This window comes from Streptosporangium becharense, assembly GCF_014204985.1.
In the GTDB taxonomy this organism is placed as follows: domain Bacteria; phylum Actinomycetota; class Actinomycetes; order Streptosporangiales; family Streptosporangiaceae; genus Streptosporangium; species Streptosporangium becharense.
Genome location: NZ_JACHMP010000001.1, coordinates 2,654,546 through 2,672,890 on the forward strand (window position 1 = coordinate 2,654,546; position 18,345 = coordinate 2,672,890).

Genomic DNA, 18,345 nt, shown 5'->3' on the forward strand with positions numbered 1-18,345 from the left:
GTCACCGTGACCCGTTCCGTACGGTCAGGCGTCACCGCCACCGCACCGGTCGTGCCCCGTCCCGTCATGTCCCGACAGGACGAGCGCCACCTCTTCGGCGGCTCTGCGTCCGCTGGCCAGCGCTCCCTGGACGAGACCGCGCAGCCCGGGCGGGGCCGACGCCTCCCCGGCGAAGAAGACGACCCCGCCGAGCGGGGCGGCCCACACGGCCGAGGCGTCGTCGGCGCCGCGAACCGGCACGCTGTAGGCGCCGCGGGCCCAGGGGTCGCGTCCCCAGTCCGTGACGAGCACGTCGTCCACGGCTCCGAGGCGGGGGCGGAGGATCCGCAGCAGGTCCCGTTCCCAGCCCGGCCGGCGGGCCGTTTCCGCCGAGGGGCCCTTGACGTGGCCGGTCACCAGGCGCGAACCGGCCCGGACGGTCCACAGGCCGCCGGGCGGGTCGGCCAGCAGCAGCCAGCCGGAGCGCGGCGCCGGGCGGGCGGTGACCAGGACGACCGCGACCGCGTCACACGAGGCGAGGACGGCCCCGGCACCGGTCCTGCCCGGCGGCAGGGGCGGCTCGAAGACGAGACCGCCCCCGGTGACCACCGAGGGGGCGGCGGTCACGACGGCGGCGCGCCCGCGGACCGTGCCCGCGGGGGTCACGACCTCCACCCCGGCCGGGCTCCAGCGCACCAGCTCGGCCGGGGAGCCCGTACGGACCGGGAGCCCTTCGGCGAGGGCCCGGACCACGCCGTCGAACCCGGCGGCGACGACGCGCTCACCGCCCCGTCCCCGGCCGTGGTAGGTCGTGGCCAGGGCCGCCAGGTCGAGCAGTGCCGGGTCCTCCCCCACCACCTGTTCGATCCAGCACCGGGCGAGCGCGCGTGCCCGCGGGGCGAGACCGGACAGTGCCCGGTCGACAGTGCTCGGAAAGGGGCCCGAAGAGGGGCCTGGAAAGGGGCCGGCGGTGTACAGGCCGGCTTCGACGACCCAGGGCAGCGGCCATACCCGCGCGGCGAGGGCGGCGGGGTCCCAGTGGACGCCGCCGGAGACGACGACGAGCCCGGTGCCCGTCTCCATGGGGGCGGTGGTGATGCCGGCCCGGCCGAGCAGGTCGTCGAAGGCGTCGCAGTCCACCCGGTGCACCACCTGGGCACCCAGCTCCACCAGGTCGCCCGGACTCGCCCGGAGGGTGCGCACCCTGCCGCCGGCGGTGTCGCGCGCCTCCAGCACCGCGACGCCGAGGCCGCGTGCCGCGAGCTCCCGCGCGCAGGCGAGCCCGGCGACGCCGGCTCCGATGACCACCACGTCGGTCGCTCCGGCCGCCATCGCGTCCCCACCCGCCCTTCGTCCGGCCTGTGGCCCCGCACCCCGGCCACGTCCTGGCACGCCCGTCGGCCGGGGATCGTCCCGGCCCGCTCCGTTGCACCGCACTCCGTACCGGGCCCGACCCGGCACATCGGCCCCGGCCCGCCTCCGCTTCGCCGTGCCCCGTGCCGGGCGCCGCACCACCTGATCGACCTGCCCGAAGGAGACGACCGTGGCCGCCACGAACCCCACCCCGACGACGCGGCTGGCCGCCGCGTTCGGCGACCTGGCCGTACGGCTGGGCGTCCGCGACGACCCGGCCACCACGGCGGAGGAGCTGCTGCGGATCACCGGGGAGCCGCACCGGCACTCCATTCTCACCGACTCCGCCGTGCCGGTTGAGGTTTCCGTGAAACTCGACGAGCGGGGGACGCCGTCCCTGCGCTGCGTCGTCGACCTGCTCGGGCACCGGCCGGACGACTGGGGGCCCTCCCTGGAGCAGGCCCGCTCCGTGACCGGCTGCCGCACCGTCGAGCACGACGCCTGCCTGGCGGACCTGTTCCGGACGCACCTGACCGGCGCGCCGGCCGACCTGCCGGCGCCGGTGATGCTCGGTCTCGGCCACGGGACCGGGGGACGCAGCCGCGGAACGGTCTATTTCAGAACGAGCTGGCTCGATCCGGACGAGCTCGCCGCCCGGCTCCCGCTGCGGATGGAGACGCTCCGGGAGGCCGACCACCGGTACGGCAGCGGGCTGCCGGCGAGCGTGGAGGTGCTGGGTTACGACCTGGTGGACGGTGAGCTGACGAGCTGGAAGAGCTACCGGTGGCTTCCCGCGGCGCCGGGCCGCGATCTCGGCGACCTCGCCGGGACGCACCCCGACCTGCTGCCCGCCCGGAGGGTGCACGACCGCTTCGTCTCGGCGGCACGGCCGCGTCCTTCCGACCGGTCGCTCTTCTTACAGGTCACGCACGGCCCGGCGGGAACGCGGCAGAAGGTGTTCTTCTTCTGCTCGGCATGGGGGTGGGACGGTCCCGACGGGCTCTCGGCGCTGCTGGGCCTGCTGCACCGGGAGTTCGACCACGACCTCGGTCCGCTGCTGCGGCTGCGCGAGGCGACGGCCGCCCACGGGGTCGCGGTCAGGCTGGGCCTGATCGCGGTGGGAGGCGACCCGCGGCGCCCCCGCCTGACGTTCTACTTCTGGCCCGTCACGCCCTGAACCGGCTCGGTGAGGGAGGAGAAGCGGTAGATGGTGGTGGAGGTGAACTCCTCACCGGGCCGCAGCACCGTGGAGGGGAAGTGCTCCCGGTTGGGCGAGTCGGGGAAGTGCTGGGTCTCCAGGCACAGGCCGGCGTGCTTGCCGAAGGCGGTGGCGACTCCGTCCAGGAGGTTGCCGGTGTAGAACTGCACGCCCGGCTCGGTGGTGGTGACCCGCATGGTCAGCCCGCCGGCCGGGTCGGTGACCTCGATGTCGCCGCGCAGGACGTAGCAGTGGTCGTAGCCGGCGCCGAGCCGGGGGTCGGCGATCCGCTCGCCGATCGGGTGCGGCGTGGTGAAGTCGAACGGGGTTCCGGCGACCGGGGCCAGCTCCCCGGTCGGGATCTGGGTGGCGTCGACCGGCAGGTAGTGGTCGGCGTCGATGCGGATCACGTGCCCCAGCACGTCGCCGCCCCCGGCGAGGTTGAAGTAGGAGTGGTTGGTGAGGTTCAGCACGGTGGGGGCGTCGGTGGTGGCCCGGTAGTCGAGGCGGAGCGCGTCACCGGTCAGCGTGTAGGTGAGGCGGACGGTGAGCGTGCCGGGGTAGCCCTCCTCGCCGTCGGGGCTGACGTACTCCAGGGTCACGGCGGAGCCGGAGACGTCGGTGACCCGCCAGACCCGCTTGTCGAACCCGTTCACGCCGCCGTGCAGGCTGTTGGGGCCGTTGTTGACGGGCAGCCGGTGGGTGACGCCGTCGAGGGTGAACCGCCCGCCCGCGATGCGGTTGCCGTAGCGGCCGACGACCGCGCCGAAGTAGCGGCTGCGGGTCAGGTAGTCGTCCAGGGCGGGGTAGCCGAGGACGACGTCGACGCCGGAGACCTCCAGCGACTGGAGGACGGCCCCGTAGCTGAGGATCGCGGCGCGCATCCGCCCGTCCGTCAGCACGTGCCGCTCGACCTGCTCGCCCGACGGGGCGGTTCCGAAGCTCACTTTCGCACCTCTCCGGTGGATTCGCGGACGACCAGGCTGGTCTCCAGGGTGGCCAGGGTCGGGGCGGCGCCGTCGCAGACCGACTGGAGCAGCAGGTCCACGGCCATCCGCCCGGCGGCGACGGCGGGCATGGCCACGGTGGTCAGCTTGGGCCGGTTCAGCCGGCCGGGCACGATGTCGTCGACGCCGACGACGCTGACGTCGCCGGGCACGCGCACGCCCCGCTCGTACAGGCCCTCGATGAGGCCGATGGCCACCAGGTCGTTGTAGGCGAGGACACCGGTCGCGCCGGAGGCGACCACCTCCGCGGCGACGGCCAGGCCGCCCTGCTCGGTAGGGGCATTGGGGCCGATGATGACCAGGTCGACGCCCTCCACCGCGGTCGCGGCGGCGCGCATCTCGCCGCTGGTCCACGAGCCGCTCGGGCCGGAGACCAGGGCGATCCTGCGGTGCCCGAGCCCGGTCAGGTGGTCGATGGCCAGCCGGGCCCCCTGGCCCACGTCCATCAGGACGGTCGGCATGCCCTTGACCCTGCGGTTGACCACCACGAACGGCACGTCGGCGTGGAGCCTCTCGATGGCCCGGTTGGACAGCCGCGGGCTGCAGAGCAGGACCCCGTCGACCTGCTTGGTGAGGGTCTGGATCAGCTCCTCCTCGACCTGCGGGTCCTCGTCGGTGTCGGCGACGAACACGTGGTAGTCGCGGGCCCTGGCCTGCGCCTGGGCCGCCTTGATGAGCGGGGGGAAGAACGGGTTGGATATGTCGGCGACGATCAGACCGATGTTGTGGGTCCGGCCGGTGGTCAGCGCCCGCGCGGCGCGGTTGGGCCGGTAGCCGAGGTCCTCGGCGACGGCGAGCACGCGGTTGCGGGTCTCGGGGTTCACCAGGTGCGGCGCCGAGAAGGTGCGGGAGACCGTCGAGACGTGCACTCCCGACGCCTGCGCCACGTCTCTGATCGTCGCTGCCACGCTGCTCCTTCATCGCTTCTTCCAGCACATTAGTGCAAACGGTTGCAGCTCTGTCAACGCCAGCCCTTGACGATCGAAGCACACTGGAACCGCTTGCAAGGCTCAGAAGGCGCGAATAGCGATGAATTTCCGCCCGGATAGCGTTTACCAAATTGAGCCCTTGACGTTGCGCAGGGATGTCCGCAATGTTTCATGCAACCGGTTGCAGCCCGTGACGCCGAATCGGAAGGAGTTGCCGGCTATGGCAATCACTACGGCGGATCTCCCGGTCCGCCGCCGTCCAGGCCGCGCCGCCAGGACCCCCTACCTGCTGATCGCCCCCGCGGTGATCGCGATGCTGGGCTTTCTCGTCTATCCGATGGCCAGCGTCCTCTACTACAGCCTTCAGCACTACAACGTCACGAAGCCCTGGGACAACGGTTTCGCCGGGCTGGACAACTTCCGCCGGTTGCTGTTCGAGGACCCGCTGTTCTGGCAGAGTCTCGGTTTCAGCGTGAAGTGGGTCGGTGTGGAGGTCTTCCTCCAGCTGCTGTTCGGCCTGGCACTGGCGCTGATCGTCAACGAGACCTTCGTCGGCCGCGGTCTGGCGCGGGCGATGGTCTTCTCCCCGTGGGCGGTGTCGGGGGTGCTGACCACCGGCATCTGGGTGCTGCTGTACAACCCGACGACCGGCGTCTCGCGCTACCTCGCCGACCTGGGGCTCATGCAGTACGGCGCCGCGCCGCTGGCCAACCCCGACACGGTCTTCTGGGCGGCCGTGCTCACCGAGCTCTGGCGCGGGGTGCCGTTCTTCGCGATCCTGCTCCTGGCCGACCTGCAGAGCATCTCCAAGGAGCTCTACGAGGCGGCCTCGGTGGACGGCGCCTCGCGCCGCCGGCGCTTCATCCACATCACGCTGCCCCACCTGAAAGACGCGATCATCCTGTCCACGCTGCTGCGCTGCGTGTGGGAGTTCAACAACGTCGACCTGCTCTACACGCTCACCGGTGGTGGCCCGGCGCACGCGACGACCACGCTGCCGCTGTACGTGGCGGCCAAGGCCGTGCAGTCGCACGACTTCGGGTACGGCTCGGCGCTCACCACCGCCGCCTTCCTGATCCTGACCTTCTTCTCGATCGCCTACCTGCGGCTGAGCAAGTTCGGAGCCACCACATGACACTCCAGACGGCCGAGAGGCCACGCCTGGCCCCGACCGCGCAGGTGCCGCGGACGGGCCGCAAGGAGAGAGACCGGGTCAGCCGCTGGCAGATCTGGGTCCCGCTCTCGCTCTACCTGCTGTTCACGCTGGTCCCCTTCTACTGGATGCTGGTGTTCGCCTTCCGGCCCCGGGGATCGACGTCGCTGCTGCCGTGGCCGATCACGTTCGAGAACTTCGAGACGGTCTGGAACGACCTCAGCTTCGCGCTGTTCTTCAAGAACAGCCTGATGGTCGGCATCGCCTCACTGGTCATGACCACGGTGGTCGCGCTGGCGGGCGGCTACGCCCTGGCCCGCTACGAGTTCCGCGGCAAGCGGCTGTTCATGATCGGGATGCTCTGCACCCAGTTCATCCCCGGCGCGATGATGCTGATCCCGCTGTTCGAGATCTTCCGTGCCCTCGGCCTGGTCAACTCGCTGTGGAGCCTGGTGATCGCCGAGACGGTCTTCCAGCTCCCGCTCTCCCTCATCCTGATCAGCGGCTTCATCAAGAACGTCCCGGTGGAGCTGGAGCAGGCCGCCTGGGTGGACGGCTGCACCAGGTTGCGCGGCTTCTTCGCCGTGGTGCTGCCGCTGCTGCGGCCGGCGCTGGTGGCGGTCGGCTCGTTCGCCTTCATCCACAGCTGGAACAACTTCCTGTTCGCGCTGATGTTCGTCAGCGAGCAGGAGAAGTTCACGGTGCCGGTCGGCCTGTCGTACACGCTCGGCGAGTTCAGCGTGGACTTCGGCGCGCTGGCCGCCGGAGGCGTCGTGGCCGCGGTGCCGGTGGTGCTCGTCTTCGCCGTCATCCAGCGGTACCTGGTCCAGGGCCTGTCGGCGGGAGCCGTGAAGGGATGACGGTCCTGGTACGTCCGAGGACGGACCGGGTGATCGGCGAGGGGCGTCTGACGCGTCCGGGGACGGACCGAGCGATGGAGAAGGAGCGCTGAGCGAGCAATGACACGAACTCTCGTCACCGGGAGCGCCGGACGGCTGGGCCGCAGCGTGGTCACCGCGCTGGCCGACGCCGGGCACGAGGTGATCGGCGTGGACACCGCCCCGGGCACCCCCGCGGAGGCCGCCGAGGTGCTGCCCGCCGACCTGACCGACCTGGGCGAGGCCTTCGAGGTGATGTCGCGCTTCCGTCCGGACGCCGTGGTGCACCTGGCCGCGATCGCCACGCCGTTCAGCCGGACCGACGCCTTCACCTACCGGGTCAACACCCAGCTGGTTTTCAACGTCTGCGAGGCGGCCAGCCGGGTCGGGACGGAACGGGTCGTGGTGGCCAGCAGCCCCACGGTCATCGGGTACGGCACGGAGGGCTGGGCCCCCTCCTACCTGCCCATCGACGAGGAGCACCCGGCCGCCCCGTGGAACGCCTACAGCCTGTCCAAGCTGGTCTGCGAGCAGGTGATGGCCACGTTCGCGCGCAGTTCCAGGACGAGGTTCGCGGCCGTGCGGCCCTGTTTCGTCGTCCCGCCCGAGGAGTGGGCGGGAGCCCCCACCCAGTCGGGGCACACGATCCTGGAGCGGCTGGACCGGCCCGAGCTCGCCTCGGTGTCGCTGTTCAACTACATCGACGCCCGCGACGCCGCCGACCTGGTGCTGACCCTGCTGAACAGGTTGCCCGAACTTCCCAACGGTGAGGTGTTCTTCGCGGGGGCCGCCGACGCCCTGGCCCGTGAGCCGCTGGCCGAGCTCCTCCCCCGTACCAACCCCGCCACCGCGGATCACGCCGCCGGACTGACCGGTACGGCGCCGGCCTTCTCCTCCGCCAAAGCGGGACGACTGCTCGGCTGGCAGGCGAAGAGGAGCTGGCGCACAGAGATTGGAGCCGTGTGATGGACCTGAGTGGAGTGCTGTTCTTTCCGGTCACCCCGTTCCGCGCCGACGGGACACTGGCCGCGGACACGCTGGCCGAACACCTGCGGCGCGGGCTGGAACACGGTCCCGGCGGGGTCTTCGTGGCCTGCGGCACCGGTGAGTTCTCCGCGTTGTCGCAGGCCGAGCACGCCGAGGCGGTGTGGGTCGCGGCCGAGACGGTGAACGGCCGGGTGCCCGTGCTCGCGGGGGCGGGCGGGCCCATCGGCACCGCGCTGGCGCAGGCCCGCACGGCCAGGGAGGCCGGCGCCGACGGGTTGTTGCTGATGCCGCCCTACCTGGCCGCCGGACCGCGGGAGGGGTACACGGCCTACGTGGCGGCGGTCGCCGAGGTGCTGCCCGTGATCGTCTACCAGCGCGGCTCGGTCGTGCTCGACCCGGAGCAGGCGGTCGAGCTGGCCCACCTGCCCGGGGTGGTGGGGATCAAGGACGGGATCGGCGACATCGACCTCATGCAGCGCACGGTGCTGGCGGTGCGCGCGGAGCGGCCGGACTTCCTGTTCTTCAACGGCCTGCCGACGGCCGAGCTGACCATGCCCGCCTACCGGGGCATCGGTGTGGAGCTGTACTCCAGCGCGGTCTTCTGCTTCGCCCCTGAGATCGCCACCGCCTACCTGAACGGCGACGAACGCCTGATCGAGGAGTTCTACGCCCCGCTGGTCCGGCTCCGCGGCAAGGTGCCCGGTTACGCGGTCTCCCTGGTCAAGGCCGGGGTGCGGCAGCGCGGCCTCGATGTCGGCGGGGTCCGCCCGCCGCTGGTGGACCCCTCCCCGGAGCACGAGGAGGAACTCGCCCGCCTGATCAAAGCCGGGCTGGCGCTGGTAGAGCGGTGAACGGCGGACGGGCGGGCAACGGCGCGCGACCGGAGAACGGCGGACGGCCGGTGAGTGGCACATGGCCGATGAACGGTGGACGGGCGGTGGACGGGCGGTGAGCAGCGGACGGGCGGTGCGCGGTGGGCGGCCGGTGATCACCGCGCTGGAGACGACGGCGCGGACCGTGGCGCTGCCGCGGCCGTGGGGGGCCGACGTGCCCGCCAACCACGTCGTGGTCGTCACGCTGACCCTGTCCGACGGGCGCACCGGGACCGGGTTCTCGTGGACCCCGCAGATCGGGGCCCGCGCCGTGCGGGCCCTGCTGGACGGCGAGATCCGTGAGGCCGTCGTCGGTCTGGAGCCGCATCCGGAGGTCGTCTGGGACCGGCTCTGGCGGCACCTGCGCGAGGCGGGCGGCGGCGGGCTGACCACGATCGCGATGGCCGGGGTGGACCTGGCGCTGTGGGACCTGCGCTGCGGTGAGGACGGCCTGGTCGACACCCTCGGCCGGCGCCGGGACAGCGTGCCGGTGTACGGCAGCGGCGTGAACCTGCACTACTCGCTGGAGGAGCTCATCGCGCAGGCGGGCCGGTGGCGGGCCGCGGGCTACCCGGCGGTCAAGGTCAAGGTGGGCCGGGACGCGCTGGAGGAGGACGTGGCGCGGGTCGCCGCGGTACGCGAGGTGATCGGGCCGGACACCCTGCTCATGGTGGACGCCAACCAGCGCTGGGACCTGCCCCGGGCGCGGCGGGCCATCGCGGCGCTGGCGGAGTTCGGGCTGCACTGGGTGGAGGAGCCGCTGCCCGCCGACGACGTGCAGGGCCACGCCCGGCTGCGGGCCACCGCCGGGGTGCCGATCGCGGTCGGGGAGAGCGCCTACTCCGTCTACGACTTCCGGGACCTGCTGACCGCGGGGGCGTGCGACATCCTTCAGCCGAACGTGGTGCGGGTCGGCGGGATCACCCCGCTGCTGCGGATCGCCGAGCTGGCCAGGACGTTCGGCGTGCCGGTCTACCCGCACCTGCTGCCGGAGGTCTCCGGGCAGCTCGCCCTGGCCCTGCCGTTGCCGTGCATGGCCGAGGAGGTCGAGGACGCGTCCTTCGCGGCGCTCGGCCTGATCTCCGAGCCGTATCCGATCTCGGTGAAGGCGGGCGAGCTGCGCGCCGGCGACCACCGCGGCCTGGGACTTCGATGGGAGACGGTGTGATGGAACCGGTTCGCGTGGTGCTGGCCGGGGCACACGGGCACGGCTGGTGGCACCTGGACAACCTGCGGCGGTTGTCCGAGGCCGGGCTGGTCGAGCTGGCCGGGGTGTGCGACGTGCGGCCGGTGGACGACCTGCCCGCCGGGGTGGAGTTCACCGGTGACGGCGACCTGGACGGGCTGATCCAACGGGTCCGCGCCGAGGTGACGATCCTGTGCACACCCATCCACACCCACGCGGACCTGGCGGAGCGGGCGCTGCGCGCCGGGTCGCACCTGCTGCTGGAGAAACCGCCCGCCGCCACGTACGCCGGCTACGAGCGGATCGCCGCGGCCGTCCGGGAGACCGGGCTTGCCTGCCAGGTGGGGTTCCAGAGCCTGGGCTCGGCGGCGATCCCGGCGATCAGGAAGATGGTCGCCGACGGGGTGATCGGCCAGGTCACCGGGGTGGGGGCCGCGGGGGCGTGGGAGCGTCCCTACTCCTACTACGGCCGGGTGCCCTGGGCGGGACGGCGCGAGATCGACGGCGTGCCCGTGGTCGACGGCGTGCTGACCAACCCGCTCGCGCACGCGACGGCGACCGCGCTGGCCGTCTCCGGCGCCGAGGTCGCGGACGTCCGGGTCGAGCTCTACCGCGCCAACGACATCGAGGCGGACGACACCTCGTGCGCGCGGGTGCGCCTGAACGACGGGACGACGGTGACCGTCGCGGTCTCCCTGTGCGCGGACCGGCGGCACGAACCGTACCTGATCGTGCACGGTACGACCGGGCGGATCCGGTTGACCTACACCGAGGACCGGGTCGAGTTCGCCGGGACCTCCACGGTGTACCCCAGGACCGACCTGCTGGAGAACCTCGTCGCGCATGTCCGGCGGGGGGCGGAGCTGCTCGTCCCGCTGGAGCGGACGGCCGGTTTCATGCGTGTGCTGGAGGCGGTGCGGCTCGCGCCGGCACCCCGGCGCATCCCCGACCTGTTCCAGGAGATCGGCGACGAGCGGCGGGTGCTGCCCAGGATCGCCGAGGTGACGGCGGCCAGCGCGCAACGGCTGGCGCTCTACTCCGAGCTCCGTGTCCCGTGGACCCGCGACCTGCCCGGGGTCGCCGACACGGGCGGCGCGGGCGGCATGGGCGGCGCAGGCGGCGCGGGCGGCGCGAGGTCGCCGCGGCCGGTGCTGCTGGCGCACGGGCGGCCGGTCGCCGAGTACGTCGTGGCACCCGAGGTGCCGCGGACGTCCTCCCCCCGGCCGTACCTGCACCCGGTGCGGACGCTCGGCGGGACGGTGGTGACCGAGGTCGCCCCCGCCGACCACGTGCACCACCTCGGGGCCGGCATCGCGATCTCCGACCTGGGCGGGAGCAACTTCTGGGGCGGACGCACGTACGTCCGCGACCGCGGACCGGCCTGGCTCGGCGACCACGGAACCCAGCGCCACCTGGGATTCTCCTGGCGGGACGACTCGGGGTTCGGCGCGTCGCTGGCCTGGGAGGGGCCGGACGGCACCGAGATCGCCCGCGAGGAGCGAACCGTCCGGGCGGTGGAGCTGAACGGGTGCTGGGCACTCGACGTCTCCTTCACCCTGACGAACCTCACCGGCCGGCCGCTGCCGGTCAGGAGCTCGGCCACCAAGGGGCGGGCCGGCGCCGGGTACGGCGGCTTCTTCTGGCGGGCGCCGGGGTCCGCGCCAGAGCGGCGGGTCCTCACCCGCGACGCGGAGGGCGAGGACGCGGTGCACGGCTCGACCGCCCCCTGGCTGGCCATGACGTCGCCGGAGTGGACGCTGCTCTTCCTCCAGCCACCGGCCCCGGGCGGGGGCGGCCCGCGGCCGGAGGCCGACGGGGTAGCCGCCTTCTCCGGCGGGGGAATCGACCCCTGGTTCGTCCGGGTCACCGACTACCCGGGCGTGGGCCCCGCGCTCGCCTGGGAGACCCCGCTGCTCGTCGGGGACACCCTGACCCGGCGGGTGGTCACCGTCGTCGTGGACGGGCCGCTGGACCGCGCCGGTGCGGCGGCGCTCGCGGCGGAGGTCCCGTGGTGACCGGCCGGCCGTGGGTCGCCGACAACGGCGACGGCACCTACCGCAACCCGGTGCTGAACGCCGACTTCTCCGACCCCGACGTGATCCGGGTGGGCACCGACTTCTACCTGACGGCCTCCAGCTTCTCCAAGGTCCCCGGGCTGCCGATCCTGCACTCGCGGGACCTGGTCAACTGGGAGATCATCGGTCACGCGCTGCTGCGGGGCCCCGCCGAACCGAGGCCGGGCCGCGGGGTGTGGGCGCCGTCGATCAGGTACCGCGACGGCATGTTCTGGATCTTCTACGGCGACCCCGACGAGGGGATATACGTCACCACGGCCGAGAACGCGGCCGGACCGTGGCGTGAACCGCACCTGCTGAAGAAGGGCCGGGGCCTGATCGACCCGTGCCCGTTCTGGGACGACGACGGCCGGGCCTACCTCGTGCACGGCTGGGCACGCAGCCGCGCCGGGGTGAACAACCGGCTCACCCTGCACCGGATGACCGGGGACGCCGCCGGGTTGCTCGACGACGGGGAGGTGGTCGTCGACGGCGAACTGATCCCGGGCTGTCACACGCTCGAAGGCCCGAAGGTCTACCGGCACGCCGGGTGGTACTGGATCTTCGCCCCGGCGGGCGGGGTGGCGACCGGCTGGCAGTCGGCGTTCCGCTCCCGTCGCATCACCGGCCCCTACGAGCACCGGGTCGTGCTGGAGCAGGGCGACACCGGCGTCAACGGGCCGCACCAGGGCGGGTGGGTCACCCTGGCGCCCGGCACGGCGGACGCCGGGCACCCGGCGGCGGACGGCGGCGGGCCCGTCACCGACTGGTTCCTGCACTTCCAGGACCGCGGGCCGTACGGGCGGGTGGTCCACCTGCAGCCGATGCGGTGGGACGAGGACGGCTGGCCGGTGATCGGCGACCGCGGCCGCCCGGTGGCCGGGTACCGCAAGCCGGTGGCCGGCGGGCGTGTCACCGCGCCGCAGACCGACGACGACTTCTCCGGGCCGGGGCTCGGGCTCCAGTGGAGCTGGAACGCCGATCCCGATCCCGCCGGGTGGGCGCTCGACGGCGGGAGGCTCCGGTTGGAGTGCCGCCCCGGCCCGGAGGATCCACGGCTGCGCGGGGACGTGCTGACCCAGCGCTTCCCCGCGGAGACGTTCACGGCGAGCACGACGCTGCGGCTCACCGGCGAGCGCGCCGGACTCGCCGTACTGGGCGGGACCTACGCCTGGGTGGGCCTGGAGAACACGCCCGGCGGACCCCGGCTGGTCTGCCGGGCGGACGGAGCGGACCTCGCGCCGCCGATCCCCGTGCCGGAGGCCGCGGCGCGGTTGAGCGTCACGGTCGGGCCCGGCGCGCTCTGCCGGTTCGGGACCGACCGGGGGGAGATCGGCCCGGCCTTCCGGGCCACCCCTGGCGCCTGGGTGGGGGCGGTGCTCGCGCTGTTCGCCGACGGCACGACAGACCACGCGGAGTTCGGCGGATTCACCGTCACAGCGGAGTCGGGGGACATGACACAGAGAGGTAGAGAGCAATGACGACACGCTCGAAGCGCCTGGCGGTCCTGGCCACGGCACTGTTGCTCGGCTCGGGAGCGGCCGCCTGCGGCTCCGGGGAGTCGGACGGCGGGTCCTCCGGCGGCAAGACCAGCATCACCTTCTGGGACGACAACGGCGGTCCCGCGCGGACCCCGGTGTGGCAGCACATCATCGCCGAGTTCCAGAAGGCGAACCCCACGATAGAGGTCAAGTACGTCGGCATCCCGATCGCCCAGGTCCAGCAGAAGTACGACACCGCCATCGCCGGCGGCGGCCTGCCCGACGTGGGCGGCGTCTCCACCGCGATGCTGTCGAGCCTGGTGGCGCAGAAGGCGCTCGACCCGGTGGACGACCGCATCTCCGGCGGCGCGCTGAACGGCAAGCTCAACGAGCAGGTCGTGAACACGGTCAAGGCGACCGTGCCGGACGGCAAGACCTACATGGTGCCGATGTCCACCAACATGGGGATCTTCTGGTACCGGACGGACTGGTTCAAGGAGGCCGGGCTCGAAGCACCCAAGACCTGGGACGACTTCTTCTCCGCCACCGAGAAGCTGACCGACACCGCCAAGAACCGGTACGGCTTCACCATCCGCGGCGGCGCCGGCTCGATCGCGCAGATGCTGGAGGTCGTGTACGGCCAGTCGGGCATCACCGAGATCTTCGACGCCTCCGGCAAGGCCACGGTCAACGACCCGAAGAACGTGGCGGCCCTGGAGCGGCTCGCGGGCCTGTACAAGAAGGTCACGCCCGAGGCCGACGTGAGCAACGACTACGCGAAGATGGTCGCCCAGTTCGACGGCGGCAACATCGGGATCATGCAGCACAACCTGGGGTCGTACCAGGACCACCTGAAGACGCTCGGCGCGGACAAGGTGGCGGCCATGGCCGTGCCCAAGGCCGACAACGGCGTCCAGGCGATCCTGTCCAACCCGGTCTCGGGCATCGGCGTGTTCGCGGCCGGTGAGAAGAAGGACGCCGCGTACAAGTTCGCCGAGTTCGCCGCCTCCAAGGCGATGAACAGCTACTGGGCGGAGAAGACCGGTGTGCTGCCGGCCAACACCGAGGTCAACGACGAGCCGTGGATCGACGGGTTGCAGCACATCTCCACGGCGGTCAAGGTGCTCAACGACCCGGCGACCAAGGTCGTCCAGATGCCCTACCACCTGCCGGAGTTCAACGCGATCACCAAGACCGACATGGAGCCGGAGTTCCAGAAGGTGCTGCAGGGCAACCTGACCGCCAAGGCGTTCCTGGACGCCTTCGCGGCCAAGCTGACCGAGGCGCAGGCGTCGTACAAGCAGCGCAACGGCGGCTGAGCGGCACCTGAGCCGCACCTGAGCCGTGGGCGGGCGCTCCCTCCTGACCGGGCGTGCCCGCCTCCGCCTTCCGGGAGGCCACGCGAGTCCTCCCCTCCCCACCTGAACCAGAGGCCGCGCCGAGCCTCTCCCTCCCCACCTGAACCAGCGGAGGAACCCCCCATGAAACGAGCCGTCGCGCTCACCACCCTGCTCTCTCTCGCGGTCCTCACCGCCCCGGCCGCTTCCGCTTCCGCCGATCCCCTCCCCCCGGGCCTCTCCGCAGGCGGACCGGGCACAGACCTCGGCCGCCGGACCCTGCCCGCGAACGACGGCTGGGCCGCCGAGGGCACCGGCACCACCGGTGGCTCCGCCGCACCCGCGTCGAACGTGTACACCGTGTCCACCCGGGACGAACTGGCCGCCGCGCTCGCCGCCCCGTCACCGAAGATCATCTATGTGAAGGGGACGGTCGAGCCTGCCAAGACCTGCGCCGACTACACGGCGGCCGGCTACAGCCTGGACGCCTACCTCGCCGCCTACGACCCGGCGGTGTGGGGCAGGGACGCCGAGCCGTCGGGCCCGCTGGAGGACGCGCGGGCCGCCTCCGCGGCCAACCAGACGAAGGACATCAAGCTCAAGGTCCGCTCGAACACCACCATCGTCGGCCTCGGCGGGAACGCGGTCATCCGCGGGATCAACCTGCACGTCGACAAGGCCGACAACGTCATCATCCGCAACATCACCTTCGAGGACTCCGCCGACTGCTTCCCGCAGTGGGACCCGACCGACGGCGCCGAGGGCAACTGGAACTCCCTCTACGACAACATCTCCGTCACCGGTTCCACGCACGTGTGGGTGGACCACAACACCTTCACCGACGGCGACAACCCCGACTCCGGTCAGCCGCTCCACTTCGGCCGGCCGTACCAGGTGCACGACGGGCAGCTGGACATCACCTCCGGGTCCAACTACGTCACGGCCTCGTGGAACCGGTTCTCCGGCCACGACAAGACCATGCTGATCGGTTCGACCAACAACCCGGCGACCGACGCGGGCAAGCTGAAGGTCACCGTGCACCACAACCACTTCGACGACGTGCTCCAGCGGCTGCCGCGCGTGCGCTTCGGCCAGGTGCACGTCTACAACAACTACTACGAGATCCCGGACGCCTCGACGTTCGAGTACGCGCTCGGCGTGGGCGTGCAGTCGCAGATCTTCGCCGAGAACAACTTCTTCCGCCTGAGCCGGGCGGTGGACCCGGCGAAGCTGCTGTACAACTGGGGCGGCACCTCGCTGACCGCGCGCGGCGACGTGCTGCGCGTCGGCGGCAAGGTCGGCCCGATCGACCTGGTCGCCGTCTACAACGCGGCCAACGACCCCGACCTCGGTGCCGACGCGGGCTGGACGCCCACCCTGCACACCGGGATCGACCCGGCCGAGTCGGTGCGCCGGTCCGTCTCCCGCCACGCGGGCGTCGGCGAGATCCGCTAGCGCGATCCCGGGGTGGCGGAGGGCTCACGGTGAGTCCCCGCCACCCCGGCGACTCGGCGGTGTTGCGGTGTTGGCCCGCCGGCCCGGCGGCTCGGCGGCGTTCCGGTGTTGGCCTGGCGTTTCCCGGCGCCTCCCGGCGGTGATGGCCGCGACGGTCTGCGGTGGCGCTCGGTGGCGACCCGCGGCGACGTCTCAGTGGTGACCCGCGGCGACGCCCGGTGGTGATCCGCGGCGAGATCTCAGTGGTGGCCCGCGGTGACGTCGAGGTCGCGGGGGACGAGCCACCAGACGACCAGCGCGGCGACCAGCATGAGCCCGCCTCCGGCCAGGCCGGTCACCTCCAGTGACAGGCTGAAGGCCGCCTTCGCCTGCCGGACCAGTTCCGCCCCCGCCGTCCCGGCCCGCTGGGCGACCTCCAGCGCGCCGCCCAGCGACTCGCGGACCGCGTCGGCCGCCGCACCGGAGAGGACGCCTTCCACGGGCGCCTGCGGCAGCGAACCTCGGTAGACGGCGGCCGCGACGCTGCCGAGCACCGCGACGCCGAGCAGGCCGCCCAGCTCGTAGGAGGTCTCCTCCACCGCGGCTGCGCTGCCCGCCTTCTCCGGCGGGGCACCCGCCATGATGGCCGCCGAGGCGATGGCCAGCGACCCCATGCCGAGGCCGACCAGGAACAGCGCCGCCGCGACCCACGGGTAGGTCATGGGCGCCACCGCCAGCATCCCGAAGCCCAGCCCGGACACCGCCAGGCCACCGGACAGCACCGCGCGCGTCCCGATCCGGGAGGCCAGCGCCGGCGCCACCGGTGACACCAGCAGCGCACCCACCGCGGTCGGCAACAGCCGCACCCCGGTCTCCAGCGGGGAGTACCCCTGGACGAGCTGCATCCACTGGGCCATCAGCAGCATCATCGCCGCCATCGCCACCGAGGTGGTCACCGCGACCAGGGCACCCGCGCTGAACGGGCGGCTGCGGAACAGGCGTACCTCCAGCAACGGGTCGGGCCGGGTCAGGCAGCGCCGCGCGAACCAGCCGAGGGTGACCGCCGCGACGCCCAGGGCGACCCAGGCTCCGGGGACGGCCACGCCCTCCTTGCCGAACTGCTTGATCGAGTAGACCAGCGCGACCATACCGGCGATCGAGAGCACCGTACCGGCCGCGTCCCAGCGGCCCGGGGCGGGGTTGCGCGATTCGGGGAGGAGGAAGAGACCGGCGGCGACCGCCACCGCCATCACCGGCACGTTGACCAGGAACGCGGCGTGCCAGCTGAAGTGTTCCAGCAGCAACCCGCCCAGGATCGGCCCGAGCGCGGCGCCGAGCGACGCCATGGCGGACCAGACGCCCAGCGCGGTGGCCCGTTCCCGCGCGTCCGGGAACAGGGTGCGGATCATGGAGAGCGTGGACGGCATGATCATCGCGCCGCCGACGCCGAGCAGTGCCCGCACGGCGATCACCTGGGCCGGCGAACCGGCCCAGAGCACCGTCGTGGACGCCAGACCGAAGATCGCGAAGCCGGTGAGCAGCATCTTCTTGCGGCCCCACCGGTCGCCCAGCGCGCTCGCCGTGACCAACAGGCCGGCCAGCACCAGGCTGTAGACGTCCACCATCCACAGCAGCTCGACCGCGCCGGGACGCAGGTCGGCGGAGATCGCGGGCAGGGCGACGTTGAGGATGGTCATGTCCATGACCACGAGCAGCAGGCTCGCCGACAGCACGGCCAGCCCGGCCCACCGCCGGGGGTGCGGCGCTGCCGGGCCGGTGACCGGCCCGGCCGCCGAGGCGAGCGTCATGCCGTCCCCCCGTCCCGCGTGTCACGGACGGCGTCCCGCGCATCACGGGCAACGTCCTGCGTGTCACGGGCAACGTCCCGCGTGTCACGGGCGGCGGCGCCGTGGAAAAAGGTCTCGTGCAGCACCTGCGGCAGGTCCCGCCGGGCGACGTCGCCACGGCGCAGGCTGTCCCGTACGGCGAGCAGCAGGCCGTACACGGTGTTGCTGATCCACCGGACGGGCAGGTCCGGCCGGAGCACACCGGCCTGTTGCGCCGCCCGGTACAGTTCGAGCTCCTTGGCCTCCAGCACGTCGCTGCGCTCCCGCAGCTCGGGCGCCTCGTTCATCGCGATGTCGGTGAGCGCGAAGTCGTACTCCTCCGCCTCGTCGATGAGCTCGACCAGCATCCTGCCCAGTGCCGCGGAGATGCGGGACGGGTCGCGCGAGGCCGCGGCCTCCTCGACCCCCGCGACGCGCTGGGCCTGTTCCCAGCGGTCCAGCGCGCGGCGGCCGAGGGCCAGCAGCAGCTCCTCCCGACCGGCGAAGTGCCGGTGGAGCGTGGCACGGCTCACCCCGGCCGCTTCGGCGAGCTCGGCCATCGACGCGGCCGGATCTCGGTTGAGGTGGTGGATCGCCGCGGCGATGATCTGGTCGCGGCTCACAGCCATCGGACAGCTCCGCATCGTCTGAGACATCTTTGTCTCAGACGA

The 18,345-nt window shown here is 72.4% G+C and carries 15 protein-coding genes; 10 read left to right on the top strand and 5 right to left on the bottom strand.

All coding sequences use genetic code 11. The annotated features are described in order from the left end of the window. Positions 1 to 24 precede the first annotated feature (24 nt). On the bottom strand, positions 25 to 1,311 hold the full coding sequence (locus F4562_RS11335) for a flavin monoamine oxidase family protein (RefSeq protein ID WP_184538893.1): 1,287 nt from the start codon (positions 1,309 to 1,311) through the stop codon (positions 25 to 27). A gap of 211 nt (positions 1,312 to 1,522) precedes the next feature. On the opposite strand from F4562_RS11335, the gene F4562_RS11340 reads away from it, so the two are divergent. After that, positions 1,523 to 2,509 (top strand): hypothetical protein, encoded by a 987-nt coding sequence (locus tag F4562_RS11340; RefSeq protein WP_184538891.1) that lies wholly within the window; start codon positions 1,523 to 1,525, stop codon positions 2,507 to 2,509. Here the strand turns inward: F4562_RS11340 and F4562_RS11345 are convergent. Both F4562_RS11345 and F4562_RS11350 read right to left on the bottom strand, forming a co-directional pair. Beyond that, positions 2,485 to 3,477: an aldose epimerase family protein gene (locus tag F4562_RS11345; RefSeq protein ID WP_184538889.1), complete on the bottom strand. Its 993-nt coding sequence runs from the start codon at positions 3,475 to 3,477 to the stop codon at positions 2,485 to 2,487. The genes F4562_RS11340 and F4562_RS11345 overlap by 25 nt on opposite strands. Further along, the gene (locus F4562_RS11350; protein ID WP_184538888.1) at positions 3,474 to 4,445 is read right to left on the bottom strand and encodes a LacI family DNA-binding transcriptional regulator; all 972 of its coding nucleotides are present in this window, start codon (positions 4,443 to 4,445) and stop codon (positions 3,474 to 3,476) included. Before F4562_RS11350 ends, F4562_RS11345 begins: the two co-directional genes overlap by 4 nt. 241 nt (positions 4,446 to 4,686) lie before the next feature. Between F4562_RS11350 and F4562_RS11355 the strand changes: the two genes are divergently transcribed. From F4562_RS11355 to F4562_RS11395, 9 genes are all read left to right on the top strand, one after another. Further along, the gene (locus F4562_RS11355) at positions 4,687 to 5,601 is read left to right on the top strand and encodes a carbohydrate ABC transporter permease (protein ID WP_184538886.1); all 915 of its coding nucleotides are present in this window, start codon (positions 4,687 to 4,689) and stop codon (positions 5,599 to 5,601) included. After that, positions 5,598 to 6,479 carry a carbohydrate ABC transporter permease gene (locus F4562_RS11360; RefSeq protein WP_184538884.1) on the top strand — a complete coding sequence of 294 codons (882 nt, stop codon included), beginning with the start codon at positions 5,598 to 5,600 and terminating at the stop codon, positions 6,477 to 6,479. Before F4562_RS11355 ends, F4562_RS11360 begins: the two co-directional genes overlap by 4 nt. Positions 6,480 to 6,578: 99 nt before the next feature. Continuing rightward, the gene (locus F4562_RS11365) at positions 6,579 to 7,463 is read left to right on the top strand and encodes an NAD-dependent epimerase/dehydratase family protein (RefSeq protein ID WP_184538882.1); all 885 of its coding nucleotides are present in this window, start codon (positions 6,579 to 6,581) and stop codon (positions 7,461 to 7,463) included. After that, positions 7,463 to 8,335 (top strand): 5-dehydro-4-deoxyglucarate dehydratase, encoded by an 873-nt coding sequence (locus tag F4562_RS11370; RefSeq protein WP_184538880.1) that lies wholly within the window; start codon positions 7,463 to 7,465, stop codon positions 8,333 to 8,335. Before F4562_RS11365 ends, F4562_RS11370 begins: the two co-directional genes overlap by 1 nt. 136 nt (positions 8,336 to 8,471) lie before the next feature. Next, positions 8,472 to 9,524 (top strand): mandelate racemase/muconate lactonizing enzyme family protein, encoded by a 1,053-nt coding sequence (locus F4562_RS11375; protein WP_375782459.1) that lies wholly within the window; start codon positions 8,472 to 8,474, stop codon positions 9,522 to 9,524. Then, positions 9,524 to 11,557 carry a DUF6807 family protein gene (locus F4562_RS36285; protein ID WP_184538876.1) on the top strand — a complete coding sequence of 678 codons (2,034 nt, stop codon included), beginning with the start codon at positions 9,524 to 9,526 and terminating at the stop codon, positions 11,555 to 11,557. The genes F4562_RS11375 and F4562_RS36285 overlap by 1 nt, the downstream gene beginning before the upstream one ends. Beyond that, positions 11,551 to 13,077 (top strand): glycoside hydrolase family 43 protein, encoded by a 1,527-nt coding sequence (locus F4562_RS11385; protein WP_221206158.1) that lies wholly within the window; start codon positions 11,551 to 11,553, stop codon positions 13,075 to 13,077. The genes F4562_RS36285 and F4562_RS11385 overlap by 7 nt, the downstream gene beginning before the upstream one ends. Next, entirely contained in the window at positions 13,074 to 14,396 is a 1,323-nt protein-coding gene (locus tag F4562_RS11390; RefSeq protein ID WP_184538874.1) for an ABC transporter substrate-binding protein, read from the top strand. The genes F4562_RS11385 and F4562_RS11390 overlap by 4 nt, the downstream gene beginning before the upstream one ends. Before the next feature lie 162 nt (positions 14,397 to 14,558). Further along, the gene (locus F4562_RS11395; RefSeq protein WP_184538872.1) at positions 14,559 to 15,869 is read left to right on the top strand and encodes a pectate lyase family protein; all 1,311 of its coding nucleotides are present in this window, start codon (positions 14,559 to 14,561) and stop codon (positions 15,867 to 15,869) included. A 239-nt stretch (positions 15,870 to 16,108) separates the two neighbouring features. On the opposite strand, the gene F4562_RS11400 is transcribed toward F4562_RS11395, so the two are convergent. Beyond that, positions 16,109 to 17,656 carry an MFS transporter gene (locus tag F4562_RS11400; protein WP_184538870.1) on the bottom strand — a complete coding sequence of 516 codons (1,548 nt, stop codon included), beginning with the start codon at positions 17,654 to 17,656 and terminating at the stop codon, positions 16,109 to 16,111. Continuing rightward, positions 17,653 to 18,303, bottom strand: a complete 651-nt coding sequence (locus tag F4562_RS11405; RefSeq protein WP_184538868.1) for a TetR/AcrR family transcriptional regulator — start codon at positions 18,301 to 18,303, stop codon at positions 17,653 to 17,655. Before F4562_RS11405 ends, F4562_RS11400 begins: the two co-directional genes overlap by 4 nt. Positions 18,304 to 18,345 lie beyond the last annotated feature (42 nt).